At 33.4% G+C, this 15,608-nt stretch carries 14 protein-coding genes and 4 tRNA genes; 1 reads left to right on the top strand and 17 read right to left on the bottom strand.

Annotated elements, in window-relative coordinates:
• Positions 1–5 precede the first annotated feature (5 nt).
• The 17 genes from Q385_RS0102300 to Q385_RS0102215 all read right to left on the bottom strand — a co-directional run bounded on the left by Q385_RS0102300 (position 6) and on the right by Q385_RS0102215 (position 14,765).
• Complete coding sequence (locus Q385_RS0102300) at positions 6–2,129, bottom strand: polyribonucleotide nucleotidyltransferase (RefSeq protein ID WP_028950115.1); 2,124 nt, start codon at positions 2,127–2,129, stop codon at positions 6–8.
• A gap of 19 nt (positions 2,130–2,148) precedes the next feature.
• Positions 2,149–2,436, bottom strand: a complete 288-nt coding sequence (gene rpsO / locus Q385_RS0102295) for a 30S ribosomal protein S15 (RefSeq protein WP_028950114.1) — start codon at positions 2,434–2,436, stop codon at positions 2,149–2,151.
• Positions 2,437–2,503: 67 nt separating this feature from the next.
• Positions 2,504–4,243: an ABC transporter substrate-binding protein gene (locus Q385_RS0102290; protein WP_028950113.1), complete on the bottom strand. Its 1,740-nt coding sequence runs from the start codon at positions 4,241–4,243 to the stop codon at positions 2,504–2,506.
• Positions 4,227–4,415 carry a Trm112 family protein gene (locus Q385_RS0102285; protein ID WP_028950112.1) on the bottom strand — a complete coding sequence of 63 codons (189 nt, stop codon included), beginning with the start codon at positions 4,413–4,415 and terminating at the stop codon, positions 4,227–4,229. The genes Q385_RS0102290 and Q385_RS0102285 overlap by 17 nt, the downstream gene beginning before the upstream one ends.
• Positions 4,412–5,095, bottom strand: a complete 684-nt coding sequence (locus tag Q385_RS0102280) for a YggS family pyridoxal phosphate-dependent enzyme (protein WP_028950111.1) — start codon at positions 5,093–5,095, stop codon at positions 4,412–4,414. Before Q385_RS0102280 ends, Q385_RS0102285 begins: the two co-directional genes overlap by 4 nt.
• Before the next feature lies 1 nt (position 5,096).
• Positions 5,097–5,576, bottom strand: a complete 480-nt coding sequence (locus tag Q385_RS0102275; protein WP_028950110.1) for a DsrE/DsrF/DrsH-like family protein — start codon at positions 5,574–5,576, stop codon at positions 5,097–5,099.
• Between the two features lie 35 nt (positions 5,577–5,611).
• Positions 5,612–6,931: an RIP metalloprotease RseP gene (gene rseP / locus Q385_RS0102270; protein ID WP_028950109.1), complete on the bottom strand. Its 1,320-nt coding sequence runs from the start codon at positions 6,929–6,931 to the stop codon at positions 5,612–5,614.
• 33 nt (positions 6,932–6,964) lie between these two features.
• On the bottom strand, positions 6,965–8,335 hold the full coding sequence (gene dacB / locus Q385_RS0102265; RefSeq protein ID WP_028950108.1) for a D-alanyl-D-alanine carboxypeptidase/D-alanyl-D-alanine endopeptidase: 1,371 nt from the start codon (positions 8,333–8,335) through the stop codon (positions 6,965–6,967).
• On the bottom strand, positions 8,332–9,081 hold the full coding sequence (locus Q385_RS0102260; protein WP_028950107.1) for an aminotransferase class IV: 750 nt from the start codon (positions 9,079–9,081) through the stop codon (positions 8,332–8,334). The genes dacB and Q385_RS0102260 overlap by 4 nt, the downstream gene beginning before the upstream one ends.
• A gap of 146 nt (positions 9,082–9,227) precedes the next feature.
• Positions 9,228–9,458 (bottom strand): ribbon-helix-helix domain-containing protein, encoded by a 231-nt coding sequence (locus Q385_RS0102250; protein ID WP_028950106.1) that lies wholly within the window; start codon positions 9,456–9,458, stop codon positions 9,228–9,230.
• Between the two features lie 183 nt (positions 9,459–9,641).
• A tRNA-Met gene (locus tag Q385_RS0102245) sits at positions 9,642–9,718 on the bottom strand.
• Between the two features lie 6 nt (positions 9,719–9,724).
• Positions 9,725–9,798 (bottom strand) — tRNA-Arg (locus Q385_RS0102240).
• A gap of 20 nt (positions 9,799–9,818) precedes the next feature.
• Positions 9,819–9,891 (bottom strand) — tRNA-Pro (locus tag Q385_RS0102235).
• Between the two features lie 43 nt (positions 9,892–9,934).
• Positions 9,935–10,462: an inorganic diphosphatase gene (gene ppa / locus Q385_RS0102230; RefSeq protein WP_028950105.1), complete on the bottom strand. Its 528-nt coding sequence runs from the start codon at positions 10,460–10,462 to the stop codon at positions 9,935–9,937.
• Between the two features lie 39 nt (positions 10,463–10,501).
• Positions 10,502–10,574: transfer RNA gene (locus Q385_RS0102225), tRNA-Asn, on the bottom strand.
• Positions 10,575–10,640: 66 nt separating this feature from the next.
• Positions 10,641–13,562 (bottom strand): valine--tRNA ligase, encoded by a 2,922-nt coding sequence (locus tag Q385_RS0102220; protein ID WP_028950104.1) that lies wholly within the window; start codon positions 13,560–13,562, stop codon positions 10,641–10,643.
• Positions 13,563–13,565: 3 nt separating this feature from the next.
• Entirely contained in the window at positions 13,566–14,765 is a 1,200-nt protein-coding gene (locus tag Q385_RS0102215; protein ID WP_028950103.1) for an argininosuccinate synthase, read from the bottom strand.
• Between the two features lie 89 nt (positions 14,766–14,854).
• Between Q385_RS0102215 and Q385_RS0102210 the strand changes: the two genes are divergently transcribed.
• A complete protein-coding gene (locus Q385_RS0102210; protein WP_028950102.1) occupies positions 14,855–15,484 on the top strand; it encodes an O-methyltransferase in 630 nt (209 codons plus the stop codon).
• Positions 15,485–15,608 lie beyond the last annotated feature (124 nt).

Here is a 15,608-nt window from a genome sequence, read left to right as displayed (position 1 = left end):
TTAAATTATTCTTCCTTGAAAAGGAATTTATTTTTAGGTTCGACATTTTCAGGGACATCCTTTAATGAAACTTTTACTCTTCCTTGATCATCAATCTCAGACACTTTAACCTTTAGAATATCACCAACTTTTATTTTTTCTTTTGCAGATTTTAATCTTTCTCCTGTTATTTGAGATACGTGTAGTAAAGATAATCTTCCGGGTAATAGCTCAACAAATGCTCCGTAATCTTCTACCCTTGTAACTTTCCCCATGTAAACTTCGCCTAACTCTATATCTAAAATAAGCTCATTTATCATACTTACAGCTTTTTCTGCTGCCTCTCTAGAAGTTGCATATATTTTGACTAATCCTTCCGGGTCTAAATCTATCTTAACTTTTGTTTCCTCTATAATCTTTTTAATATTTTTACCAGCTGGACCTATTATGATAGGTATTTTATCAGGTAAAACTCTTAGAGTTGTAACTGTTGGAGCGTAAGGGGATACTTCTTTTCTTGGTTCTGGTATAGCTTGATACATAAGGTCTAGAATGTAATTTTTGCCTTCCCTTGCTTGCTGTAAAGCTTTTTCAAGGATTTCTTTTGTTAGACCTTTAACTTTTATGTCCATCTGAATAGATGTAACACCGTCTCTCGTTCCTGCAACCTTAAAGTCCATATCTCCAAGGTGGTCCTCATCTCCTAATATGTCAGAAAGTATTACAAACTTATCTTCTGCTTTAATTAATCCCATTGCTATACCGGCAACGTGTTTCTTCATCGGCACTCCAGCATCAAATAAAGCCAAAGAACCTCCACATACAGTTGCCATAGAGGTAGAACCGTTAGACTCTAATATATCTGATACAACTCTTATAACATATGGAAATTCTTCTTCCGGTGGGATGAGTGGCTCTAATGCTCTTTCTGCTAAGTTTCCGTGTCCTATCTCCCTTCTTGAAGTTGCTCTTGGAGGTTTAGCTTCACCTGTAGAGAAAGGAGGGAAGTTGTAGTGAAGCATAAACCTTTTCATTACCTCGCCAGCCTCTATACTCTCTTCTATCTGACCTTCTGAAAGGGAACCTAAAGTTACAGTAACAAAAGCTTGAGTTTGTCCTCTTGTAAATATTGCAGACCCGTGGTTCCTTGGGAATACTCCAACTTTAATCCATATAGGTCTTATCTCTTCTGGTTTCCTGCCGTCTATTCTTATGCCTTCGTTTAATATATTATCTCTCATTACGTTGCTCACTATATCTTTGTAAATAAAAGAAGCTTTTTTTATTTTTTCTTCTGGTATCTCAAGGGTAGCTACAGCTTCCTCAAATATAGAGTTAATTGTTTTGTTTCTCTGTTTTTTATCTGTAATTTTAAATGCTTCTTTTATTTTTTCGTAAGCAAATTCTGTCAGTTTGTCTTTTAAAATTATCTCTTCTTCATCTATAGGAACTTGTAGTTTTTCTTTACCACATTTTGCCCTTAACTCTTCTTGAAGCTCTATCAGTTTTTTTATCTCTTGATGACCAAACATCATAGCTTCAAGAATATCTTCTTCTGGAACTTCTTTTGAACCACCTTCTACCATAACAATCGCATCTTTTGAACCAGCAACAACTATTTCAATATCCGCTTGAGCTTTTTGCTGGTAAGTTGGATTTGCTATAAATTCTCCGTTAACTCTACAGACTCTAACACCTGCAATGGGACCTTCAAAAGGTATATCTGATATATGTAGAGCTGCAGAAGCTCCTACTATTCCTAAAACATCTGGGTCATATTTATCATCTGCTGATAATGTGTAAGCAGTAATAACTATATCATTATAAAAACCCTTTGGAAATAATGGTCTAATAGGTCTGTCAATGTTTCTTGCTACCAATACTTCTCTATCTGTAGGTTTTCCTTCTCTTTTTACAAAACCACCAGGAATTTTACCATAAGCGTAATACTTTTCTCTATATTCAACGGTTAAAGGAAGAAAATCTATATCAGTTTGTGGTTCTTCAGACATTACTGCCGTTACTAAGACAGCAGTATCTCCTTGTCTTACTATTACCGCACCGTTTGCCTGTTTTGCAAAATATCCTGTTTCAATTATAAAAGGAGCTCCATTAACTTCTGTCTCAACCTTAATTTCTTCTATCTCCATTACAGCTCCCTACATTACATTATTGATTTGTTCCAGCTGATTCTCTTATACCTAATTCCTCTATAACTTTTCTGTATCTTTGTTCATCTACTCTTTTTAAATAGCTTAAAAGTTTTTTTCTTTTATTAACCATTCCAATAAGACCTCTTCTTGAGTGAAGGTCTTTTTTGTTTGCTTTAATGTGCTCTGTAAGGTTTCTTATTCTTTCTGTAAGAATTGCAATTTGAACTTCTGGTGAACCTGTATCGTTTTCATGTAAAGCAAACTTTTTAATAAGTTCTTGCTTCTTCTCAGCTGTGATTGACATCTATACCTCCTAATAAAAAGTGTTTAAAATTATTCAAAAAAATATTATACCATAGACTAATTATACCTTACCTGTCAATAAACACGTAATCTCCTTTATACCATCCCCATACTGTAGGAAAAACGTTTTTTAGTTTGTTTTTTACTGCTACCATCTCTTCGGGAGCTGCTATGAATATCATAGGCTGTTTTTCTCCGATTATTTTAAATGCTTGTTTATAAAGGTTATCCCTTTTTATAGGGTCAAGTTCTGTTGATGCTTTTTTAAATAGCTCATCTATTTTAGCTTCCCATTCCGTTGCAGGAGTTTTTTGTTTTGGGTTCCACATATGCATATGTCCTGAAGATAGCCAGACGCTTTGCCCAAAGTATGGGTCTATACTTCCTGTTAGACCTATTATTACAGCTTCAAAATCGTAGTTTGCCATTAATTTTGATACCAAGTTATTAAAGTCAAGTCCTTGAAAGTTTACTTCTACTCCTATCTTTTTTAAATCTTCTTTTACAATGTTCCCTATAGATTCTCTCTCTTTGTTTCCTGCGTTTGTTATAAGTGTAAAGCTAAGTTTGTGTCCTTCTTTATCGTATAAAAATCCATCTTTCCCTTTTGTAAATCCTATTGATAAAAGAATCTCTTTTGCTTTTTTTAAATCATAAGGATACTTTGGATAGTAATTTTCATCAAACAATCTTTTTTGGGCTGGTGTTACAGCTGTATATATAGGGTGTGCCAGTCCGTTGTAAACCATATTTACAATACCTACCCTGTCTACAGCATAAGAAATAGCTTGACGGAATTTTTCGTTTTGAAACCATTTAAGTTTATACTTAGGTATAGGTGCCTTTGGATTTTGGTTAAAAACTATAAATGTTATAGCTGGTGTTGAACCTAAGTTATAAATGGTAAAATCTCCTTTTTTGTAATTTTCAGCCAACTTTGGTAAATCAGAAGGTCTAACACTGTATATATCACTTTCTCCTGATAAAAATTTAACTAAAGAAACGTCAGGGTCTTTTATTATCTGAGACTGTATTGAGACTATATAAGGTAATTGCTGTCCTATTTTATCTTTTTCCCAGTAGTAAGGATTTCTTTCATAGATTACGTACTGACCTTGAACGTACTTTACAAGTTTATAAGGACCAGTTCCTATTATCTCTTTAGGGTCTGTGTTTACAGTCCAAGTTGAAGGAAATTTTCCTTCTTTTACTGATTTTTCAAGGATGTGTTTTGGAAGTATAGGTTGACCAACTGCGTTTAAAAAGACTGCAAAAAGTTTAGGTAAAGTAAACTCTACTGTTTTATCATCTATTTTTCTTACCTTAAAAGGTTTTCCTTCTACCGTTAAAACATCTCTTGAAGATGTAGGGATTGAGTCGTTGTAGTATATCTCGTTATAGGTAAATACAACATCATCAGCTGTAACTGGTTTTCCATCAAACCATTTTGCATCTCTTAGATAAAATCTCCAAACAGTTCCAGTGCTGTCAACTTCCCATTTTTCTGCTAAATCTCCCTCAGGAAGTAATGTTTTTTCATTTATTTTTGTAAGTCCATTAAATAAAGAACCAATAACTGCTGTAGAGCTTGTCTCCTGAGCCATTACAGGATTTAAGGTTTTAGGGTCAGATGATAATGTTCTCTTTAAAATGCCTCCTTCTTTTCCGATAACAGGCTCTAAATTTGTTATGTCTAACTTTTTTATCTCAATTTGGTTTGAAGGTTTTGAGGATATTAAGTAAAACGGTAAAAATCCTAAGATGATGATAAACAAAGCTAAAAGAACGTACTTAATCTCTTTTAACATCTTCTTCCTTTAATGCTTCATCTTCAAGTAAAATTGGAATATCTTCTTTTATCGGATAGTAGAGATTACATTTTAAACATTTAAGAAATTCATTTTCTTTAATTTTTATGTACTCTAAGTCTGATTTACAAACAGGACAGGCAAGTATTGTTAAAAGGTCTTTATTTATCATTTTCTTTCTCCAAAAAGTGCAGTTCCTATCCTTACTATAGTAGATCCTTCTTCTATTGCAACTTCAAAGTCGTGGGACATTCCCATAGAAAGATGTGGAAGCTGTAAGTTAAACTCTTTTTCTAACTCTTCTTTTAACTGTCTTAACTTTCTAAAAAATGGTCTTACATCTTCTAAGTTTTCAAAGTAAGGTGGTATTGCCATAAGTCCTAAAATTTTTATATGTTTCTTTGTCAGAATATACTCAAATAGTTTTTTTAGGTCTTCTTCCTTTACTCCAAATTTAGACTCTTCTCCAAAGTTAACTTCTATAAGTCCTTCTTGGACTTTATTTATTTTTGAAGCTCTTTTTTCAAGCTCATCAACAAGGTCTTCTCTGTCTACGGAGTGAATCATTTCAAAGTATTTAACTGCATACTTTACTTTGTTTGTTTGAAGTCCTCCAATAAGATGCCAGTGGATGTCTTTGTATTCTTTTAAAACTCCTATTTTTTCTATTCCTTCTTGGACTCTGTTTTCTCCGAAGTATCTTATACCACATTGGTAAGCCTGTAGTATCTTTTCTACAGGCTGGGTTTTAGATGCTGCAAGCAGTATAACTTCCTCTCTTTTTCTACCGCTTCTTTGACAAGCTTTCTGAATCCTTTCCTCTATTTTTTCGTAATTTTCCTTTATGATCATATTAAAAGTTTAACACAATTGATTTATCTCCTGCATTAACAAAACTTAAAAATGTGGCAGCTCCAGCTGGTTTTTCTACGCCTTCTATTAAATCATCCGTTGTGTATCCAAAAAGTGTCATTGCAGTTTGGCAAGGGTATAGTTTTATCTCTAACTCTTTTGCTTGCCGAATAAGGTCAGGTAGTGATGGGACTTTGTGTTTTTCCATCATTGATTTCATCATAGAGGTTGCAAAGTCCATCATTCCAGGCATTACGGTAAGTATTTGAGGCACTGGTATTGGCATTGGCATAGCAGGGTTTCCGATAGGTGATACTTTTAGATTTTTATGTTTTTCTTTATGAATGGCGTTTAAACCGTAGAAACTGAAAAACATTCCAACTTCCATTCCCATTGCTGCTGCAGTAGTTCCTATGATGAATGCAGGCATTACCTTATCTAAGGTTCCACTTAAAACAATTATCCCCACTCTTGTAGCCATTTTCTACTCCATATATAAAAATATATTTGATATATTTATTGTATAACTCTTAATATATCATTAAAAATGACGTATATCATTAAGGTTCCAAGTAGTGCGAATCCAAAGTAAGCTAAATATTCTTTTGCTTTATCTGGCAGAGGTCTTCTTATTATCGTTTCAATAAGTAAAATAAGTATCAATCCTCCGTCTAAAACGGGTATAGGTAGAAGGTTTAAATATCCAAGTTGCAGAGATATAAAAGCCATAGCAAACAAGAAAGTACTTATCCCTGTTTCTAACGCCTCTCCTGAAAACTTGGCTATTGATATAGGACCTCCAAGGGTTTTAAATGATACCTCTCCAGTTATAAGTCCAGCAATTACATTGTATATTGCAACTGTTAGGTCTTTAGTTTTTTCAAAAGCTTTTCCTACAGCTTCTATAGGAGAATATTGTATAGTTTTTGCTTCAAACTTTGGTGCTATTCCTATTGTAAACTTCTTTAACTCTTCATTATATTGAGGTTCAATCATAATACTAAAGATTTTATTATCCCTTTTAACAAGTAAGTTAATACTCTGTTTTTCTTTTAATGAAGCCATAAAATCAGCAAATTCAAACCAAGTGTTGATAGGTCTTCCATTTACTCCAACTATAACATCTCCTTCTTTTAATCCTGCTTTTGCAGCTGGAGAGTTTTCTAATACTTTACCTACCTTGGCAGGTAAAACAGGAGATATACCAAAAGACTGTTTTGTCATATCATCTGGAAGTAGAACTGATACTTTTTGAATATTTCCATTTCTAAATATTTCAAGCTCAACATTTTTTCCAGCTTTCATGCCTATCTCTATTGTAAATTCTTTCCAGTTTTTTACTTCTTTCCCGTTTACTTTGATTATTTTGTCAAAAGGTTGTATTCCTACTTTTTCAGCGATAGAGTTTTTCTCTACATAACCTACAACAACAGGTTCAGATAGATAAGCAGGCTCTTTTGTCCCAATTATGTAAACAGCTATAAACAGTATTATTGCAAGAATGATGTTAAATAAAGGTCCCGCAAAGGCTATTAACATTTTTTGCCAGTTTGGTTTAGAGTGGAAAGACCTTGGGTCAGAAAATGCAGATTTATCTACATTTCCTTGTATAGGCTCTGTCATTGAGTCTTCACCGTACATTTTTACATATCCACCAAGGGGGATAAGGGCTACTTGATACTCTGTCTCTTTTCCTCTCCATTTAAAGATAGGCGGTCCAAAACCTATGGAGAAAGACTCTACTTTAACACCAAACATTCTTGCAAATAAAAAGTGTCCAAGCTCATGAATAGTTATTAAAACGCCTAACATAATTAAAAATGCCAGTAAAGTCACTTTTTCAAACCTCCTAAAATATTAAAAGATAAATTATAACTGAGTTTTTCCATTGGCAAGGATTAAGCATATACTCTCTTGAATTTTATTTGCAATCTCGGTAGATTTAAGATTGTTTACTAATATAGAAAATACATAGACTTCTCCGTTATCTGAAAGAATGTATCCTGACAGATTTTTTACACCTTTAATGTATCCTGTTTTTGCATAAATCTTACCTTTTACATCTTTAAATCTATGTTTTAGAGTTCCATCTGTCCCTGCTACCGCTAAAGACTGATAAAAATCAAAAAAGTATGGAGTGTTATACATGTAAGATAAAATCTTTGATATACTTTCAGGTGTGATTTGGTTAAATCTTGAAAGCCCACTACCATCGTAAATTCTAATATTAGAAACATCTATTCCAGCTCTTTTTAGAGTGTTTATTACCACTGTAGCAGAAGTTTCTGTATCTCCTTTGCCTAAAATCTCTTTACCTAAGGTTCTAAATATCTGTTCTGCATAAAAGTTATTACTGTCCTTGTTTGCTTTTTTTATAATCTCTTTAAGTGGCTGGGATTTATGAGTAATTATTACAGTTGTATTTGATGGCGTTTTTCCTATGTAGTATTTTCCAGTTATCTTTATACCACTTTGCTTAATTACTTTGTATAAAACAGAAGTTGTAAATAGTGAAGGATTTTCAACAGGAATTGAAACCTCAACTTTGGATAAAGGCTTTATTTTTCCAAAGAGATATATCTTTCTTCCTTCTACTTTAACCTTGTAATCTGAATATTTTTTAGATAATTCAAGATTGTTAACAATTTCAAAGTAATCGTTGTCTGGATACATTTTTATAACTGTATTTTTCTTATCTGACAAAATTTCTAATCTTAGACAGTTTTCATTTACAGATAAAGCACTAAAAGGAGCTGTAAAACAGTAATCAAAATCTTTCTCTGGCCAGCCGTGTCCTCTCCCTTCTTCTGAAAAGAAAGAATCATCTCCTATAATATTTCCTTCTATTTTTGAAATACCCAACTGTTTTAAGTAATCAGCAAAACTTTTTAAATCTCCTTCAGATAAAGATGGGTCAGCTCCTCCTTTTAAGTAAAGATTGCCTTTTAAAACTCCGTCTTTTATAAAACCGTCTGTTAAAACAGTTGTTTTAAATCTGTAATCTGGAGTTAGATTAATTATAGCTGTAGCTGTTGTAAGAATCTTTTGATTTGAAGCTGGAATAAAAGGCATTTTTTCGTTCAAAATGTATTTAAAACTTTTTGTTGCCAAGGACTCTACGTAAATACCTACGGCAACATCTTGGTCTTTAATTAAACTTTCAATTTCTTCTTTTAAAGGGTTTGCGTAAGACAGAACAAAAGTGTATAAAATAGTTAGAATTAAAATCTTAAATCTCATTTAAATACCTCTGGGTCAATGTTTTCTACTTTCATTATTCCGTGTAGAGCATTAGACAGAAAGATTATATTTGCATCTTTTAAATCTTTTAAGTTAAACATTCCTTCCACAACAATAAATCCTTGATTTTTAGCTTCTTCTAATATTTTTCTCCTTGATATACCTTCTAATACTCCACAGTCTAAAGAAGGAGTGTAAAGGTATCTACCTTTTATCCAAAATATGTTAGCAGAAGAGGTTTCAGTTATACAATCATCTTCATTTAAAATAATTGCATCAAAAAATCCTTTTTCTTGGGCGTATCTTTTTACCAGAATGTTTCTAAGGTAGTTAGTTGATTTTATTTTAAGTAGTGGGTCTTTACTGTGGACTCTGTAAGGAGATACAGTTAAAGTAATAGGAGAATTTATTGTTTGATACGGTTTTACAACCACTAAAAGATTACTTTTATACGGCTGTAATGGGTAGTAAGAATTACCTTCTGACAGTAAAATCGTTTTTACATACAAGTCTTTCTCTTCTACAGAGTTTACAGCTTGATTAATGTAATATATGTAATCTTCCTTAGTTATGTGTGGTATTTTTAAGAAGGAAGCTCCTTTTATAAGTCTTTCGTAGTGATAGTCTATGTATTTAGGAAGTTTTTGATTGTATCTAAAGGTCTCAAAAACTCCTTCACCATACATTAAAGGTCTTAGAAGTGATAAATCGTTAAAATGCTGACCATTTAAAAAAAACTTTTCCATAACAAACCTCTCAAACTAAATAAATCTTATTTTACCAGATGTGTTAGATTTTGTTTGGAAGATTTGGTTAAAGTTCTAAACCTTTATATATATCTTTTCTTCTGCCAATTCTTAGTATCAGAATTATTAATCTATCTCCTTCAACTTCAAAAATTGAAAAATTTTTTAAATACTTTATCAGCTTCATTAACTTTTATCTTTCCTTCTTTTATTTCTTTACTTACCCTTTCTGCAATTATTCCATCTATATAGTCAAGGTAAAAGTCTAAAGCTTTTTCAATTATTTCACTTTGGGATGTACCTAAGATTTTGGATAAAGTCTCAAGTTCTATTGCTAAATTTTCTTCAATATTTATAGTTTTTTTCACTACAGCCATATTTTACACCTTTTTAAGAGTTATAACTATATAATATACTCCTATATTTTCTTATATTCAAATGTTTTAAAAAATGTCTTAAAAATTTTTGGTTATGTTAAAAGAAAGGTTTGCTTTATAGGGATTAGTACAATTGATGAAAAAAGAAATTACACTAGCTGAATCCAAAAATATAAATTATTTTGGTTGCGGGGGCAGGATTTGAACCTGCGACCTCCGGGTTATGAGCCCGGCGAGCTACCAAGCTGCTCCACCCCGCGGTGTTATGCGCCCGGCACGATTCGAACGTGCGACCTACGGATTAGAAGTCCGTTGCTCTATCCAGCTGAGCTACGGGCGCGCCTTCCTTTTAATCAGTAGTCGGAGTGGCAGGACTTGAACCTGCGACCCCGTGCTCCCAAGGCACGTGCTCTCCCACCTGAGCTACACTCCGTATTCAAAAGAGATAAATATTATATACCTTATTCAGATTTTAGTCAAGAGTTTTTAAAGTTTTCAATAGACTTTTGTATGTCTTTCTTAGCTTCTTCTGAACCTTTAAAAGACTTTACTTTAACCCATTTTCCAGATTCTAACTCTTTGTAGTGTTCAAAAAAGTGTTTAATTTTATTTAAGGTAGCTTCTGGTAGGTCATTTACTTCTTTTATGTTGTCAAAAGTATTATCCAATTTTGATACAGGAACAGCTATTATCTTTGTGTCTATTCCTTCTTCATCTTCCATTTCTAACATTCCTATAGGTCTGGCTCTTATTACGCTTCCGGGTACTACTGGCTCCCTTGATATTACTAAAACGTCTGTAGGGTCTCCATCATCAGCCAAAGTATTTGGTATAAATCCATAGTTAAAAGGGTAATACATTGCGGTAAATAAAAATCTGTCTACGAAAACAGCTCCACTTTCTTTATCAACTTCGTATTTTATACCACTTCCTTGAGGTATTTCTATCACAACGTATATGTCTTCTGGCGGATTTTTACCGGCTGGAATTTTCTTTAAATCCATTTACTGCCCCCTTGAATTTAAAAAAAGATTTTTAAGAAGCTCCCGAGGAGGGATTCGAACCCCCGACCAGTCGGTTAACAGCCGACCGCTCTGCCTGCTGAGCTACTCGGGAACAAATAAGTAATAAATATTATATCATATTCCTGTCAAAATGCAATAGATTTTCAGTAGTTATTCTCTAACGTTTTAACATCTTTAAAGTATTTAATATTTTATCTCTTTTGGCTTTAAGTTCTTCGTAGAGCTGTTTTTCTTTTTCCACTACATGCTCAGGGGCTTTGTTTACAAAGTTTTCATTACTTAGTTTGCTTTCTGAAATTTTTATAGATTTCTCAACTTCTTGAAGTAGTTTTTCTTGTCTTTGAATTTCTTTCTGAATATCTAAAACTCCTGCCAAATCTATAAAACACTCTCCTAATTTAGATACAGTGATTACTTCCGTATCTTGTTTTGATATATCAGTGTCTATAATAAGGTTTTCTGCTCTTATCAGCTGTTTTATCTGGTTGGTTAAAGTTTTGAGCTTTTCTTCTATCTCTTTTGTAGATGGTTTTATTCTGATGTTTAGTTTTCTTGTTGGTTCAATGCTAAAGTCGCTTCTTACAGTCCTTATCCCTGTAATCATTTCTTTTAAAGATTCTATAAAGTTATAATCTTCTTCAAATGTATTGCTTTCTTCGTACTCTGGGTATGGAGCTGTTGCTAAAAACTCTGTTTCTTTTATTGGTAGATGATTATATATCTCTTCTGTTATAAATGGCATTATTGGATGTAGGAGTTTTAAAGATTCTATTAAAACAAAGTTTAAAACGCTTACAGCTGTTTGTTTTTCTTCTTGAGAGCCTTTGTATATTCTTTCTTTTGTAAGTTCTATGTACCAGTCGCAGTAATCATGCCAGAAAAAGTCGTATATTGTGTTTGCATATTCGTTGTATCTATAACTTTCAAGTTCGTTAGACGATTTTTTAACTGTTTTCATAAGAGCTGTTAAAATCCATTTATCTTCCGTTGATAAGTTTAATTGTTTTAAGTCTTTAATTTCCATATTTTGACTGTTTGTTAAAACAAATTTTGACGCATTCCAAATTTTATTAGAAAAATGTTTATAACCTTCTATTCTTTTTTCTGAAAGTCTTATATCTCTTCCTTGGGCTGCTAATGCAGTTAAGGTAAATCTTAAGGCATCAGCTCCATACTTCTCTGCCATTTCGAGAGGGTCTATCACGTTTCCTTTGGTTTTGGACATTTTTTCGCCTTTTTCATCTCTTACAAGTGCGTGGATGTAAACGTCTTTAAATGGAATGTTATCTGTAAACTTTGCTCCCATCATTATCATTCTTGCAACCCAGAAGAAGATAATGTCAAAACCTGTTATCAGTAAAGAAGTTGGGTAGAAAGTTTTTAGGTCTTCGGTTTCGGTAGGCCAGCCTAAAGTTCCAAAAGGCCAAAGTCCAGAAGAAAACCAAGTATCTAAAACATCTTCATCTTGATGAAGGTTTTCACTTTTACATTTTTCACACTTTAATATAAGTTGATACCTTTCTTCGTATAGTTTTTTAAAGTGATTTGATGTTTCAAGTAGATTTATTAAACTTTCTTTTGATTTTAATCTTTCAGCTTCTTTTAAAAAGACTACTTTTTCGTAAAACTCTAAGTTTGTTTTGTCAGGATGGGTAAAGTTTTGTTTATTTAAAACTTCTAAAACATCGTCAACGCAGAAAATTTGATTTATTTTTCCATCTGCATAAAGGTTAAATATAATCTTTTCTTCTATGGTCGGTAAAAAGTCGTCGTTAAAGGCGTTTTGATAACCGCAGTCTCTACAGTACCATACAGGAATTCTGTGTCCCCACCATATTTGTCTTGATATACACCACTCTCTGATGTTATACATCCAGTTAAGGTAAGTTTTTGTCCATCCTTCTGGAATAAATTTTATCTTTCCTTCTTCTACAACTTTTATAGCTTTTTCTGCCAACTTTTTAGTATCAACAAACCACTGGGTAGAAAGATAAGGCTCTATAACTTCTTTTGACCTTTGGGAGTGTCCAACATTGTGAATGTGGTCTTCTTCTTTTTCAAGTAAACCTAATTCTTTTAGCTTCTCTACTATTTTCTCTCTGGCTTGGTACCTGTATAAACCTTTAAACTCTCCACCATTTTCATTTATGTAAGCTCCTTCATCCATAACGATAACCATTGGAAGATTATGCCTTTTTCCTACTTCAAAGTCGTTAGAGTCGTGGGCAGGGGTTATTTTTACAACACCTGTTCCAAAAGCTGGGTCTACATACTCATCTGCTATTATTGGAATTAGGTTGCTTACTTTATTTCCGTTTATGTCTGTCCTTTTTTCTGGAGCTAATGGAAGTATAACTTTTTTACCTATTAGATGTTTATATCTCTCATCGTTTGGATTTACTGCTACAGCTGTATCACCTAACATCGTTTCAGGTCTGGTAGTTGCTACAGTAATGTAACCACTTCCATCTTCTAATGGATACTTTATATGCCATAATTTTCCTTTTCCTTCGTAATACTCAACCTCTAAATCTGATACTGCGGTTCTTTCTTTTGGATCCCAGTTTACGATGTAAGGTGCTTTAAATATAAGTCCTTCTTTGTAAAGTCTTACAAATGCTTCTCTTACAGACCTTGAAAATCCTTCATCAAGGGTAAATCTCTGCCTTGACCAATCACAAGAAGCTCCAAGTCTAATAAGCTGATTTTTTATAGAATCTCTTGATTGGGGTACCCACTGCCAAACTTTTTTAATAAAGTTCTCTCTTCCAAGGTCAAATCTACTAATACCTTGTTTTTGAAGCTCCCTTACAACAACCCATTGGGTAGCAATTCCTGCGTGGTCAAATCCGGGAAGCCAGAGTGTATTAAAGCCTTTCATTCGTTTGTAGCGGACTATTATATCTTGTAGTGTAGCATTAAGGGCGTGCCCTATATGGAGACTTCCTGTTACGTTTGGAGGAGGTAAAACGACAGAAAAGTACGGTTTTTTTCCTGTTTCTCCTTTAAAAATATCAGCTTCTTGGTATATTGAAGACCATTTACTTTCTATTTCAATGTGATTGTACTCTTTCAGCATCTTTTACCTCTTATTTGATCTTGCAAATACTTTTAGTGGTAAAGCCCATACTTTTGTAAATGCACCACCTGCTTTGTGGTCAAAAGCATCTTTAGGGCTGTAAGTTGCAAGGTCTTCACTGTAGAGAGAGTTTGGAGACTGTCTTCCTACTATTTTAAAGCTTCCTTTGTAAAGTTTAACTCTTACTTTTCCGTTGACTATTTTAGCTATTTCATTGTTAAATGCGTCTAAAGACTCTCTTAGTTTAGAAAACCAAAGTCCTTCATAAACTAATTTTGCATATGGATGGGATATGTGGTCTTTTTTATAGTGGTAGGTAAATCTGTCTAAGACTATACTTTCAAGGTCATCGTAGGCAGAGATAAGTATAAGCCCTGCAGGAGATTCATAAACTTCTCTTGTTTTTATTCCTACAAGTCTGTTTTCTACCATATCTATTCTACCAACGCCGTGTTTTCCTGCTATCTCATTTAAATCCCAAATAAGTTTCCAAAGTTGGTCATACTCTTTTCCGTTTAACTTAATTGGTGTTCCTTCTCTAAATTCTATTTCTATATACTCTGGAGTGTCTGGAGCTTTTTCTGGTGATACTGTAATTTCAAAAGCATCTTCTGGAGGCTCTGTCCAAGGGTCTTCCAGTGGACCAGCTTCTATTGCAACTCCCCACAAGTTTCTATCATAAGAGTATGGCTTTTCTTTTGTAGCTTTTACGGGAATACCGTGTTTCATCGCATAATCTATCTCTTCTTCTCTTGACTTAAATTCCCACTCTCTAACAGGTGCTAAAACTTCTATATCTGGGTCTAATGCCCATACAGAAGCTTCGAATCTGACTTGGTCGTTTCCTTTTCCAGTTGAACCGTGAGCCACGTAGTGAGCTCCTTCTTTATGGGCAACTTCAACTAACTTTTTTGCTATTAAAGGTCTTGATAAAGATGACAGTAATGTGTATTTACCTTCGTATAAAGCTGTTGCTCTCATAAGTGGCATACAGTAATCTCTTGCAAACTCCTCTTTTATATCATCAATTATAGCCTTTACAGCTCCTGCTTTTAATGCTTTTTCTTCTATTTCAGAGAGCTCTTCTCCTTGACCTACGTCAGCTGTATAGGTGATAACCTCAAAACCTCTGTCTGTAAGCCATCTAACTATTACAGAAGTATCTAATCCTCCAGAGTAAGCAAGTACAACTCTTTTTTTCATAAAATTTAGCCTCCGATATGTTAAAAATTTTTAAACTATTATACCATTTATGTTATAATCCCGATGTATCCTTATCTGCGAGGTATAGTATGATTTTGTTTGAAGATATTCAAAGGTATATAGATAAATTAAACTACCTTTCAAAAGTAGAAGATGAAGATGTTTTAAAACCAATGGAAGAGTTTGCACAAAAGGTAGGATTTCCAATAGTTGGCAGGTCTGTTGGAAGGTTTTTGTATATAATTACAAAACTCAAAAATCCGAAATTGATTGTTGAAGTAGGTTCAGGATACGGATACTCTGCTTACTGGTTTGCAAAAGCTATCGGTAATGGAAAAGTAGTTTTAACAGATTACAATCAAGATAATTTAGATAAAGCAAGAAATTTTTTATCCAAAGCCGGATTAATTGAAAAAGTTGAAATAAGGTTGGGCAATGGGGTAGAAATTGCAAAAGATTACAAAAATATTGACATTCTGTTTTTTGACCACGAAAAGGCAAAGTACTTAGATAGTATTTTGATGCTAAAGGATAACTTAAATTCTGGTGGAATTGTTATAGCGGATAACACTCTTTGGCATGGTAAAGTGTTAGAGGAAGCTCCTGACAGGCAAACTAAGAAGATTAAAGAGTTTAATGAGTATATGTTTTCATCACCAGAGTTTTTTACAACTCTAATTCCGTTGAGAGATGGTTTGATTGTTGCAATAAAATTTTAGATTTGTCCCAAAAGGGACAGAGTTGTCCTAAAATAGACTTTACATATTTTAAACATTACATATTTACAAATTAAAAATTTGGCATAAATTTTGTATATCTACAAAGGCTCCTGCTGCTAAACCT

It is taken from the genome of Sulfurihydrogenibium subterraneum DSM 15120 (genome assembly GCF_000619805.1).
Classification (GTDB): Bacteria; Aquificota; Aquificia; order Aquificales; family Hydrogenothermaceae; genus Sulfurihydrogenibium; species Sulfurihydrogenibium subterraneum.
This window is presented reverse-complemented; position numbering and strand designations above follow the sequence as displayed.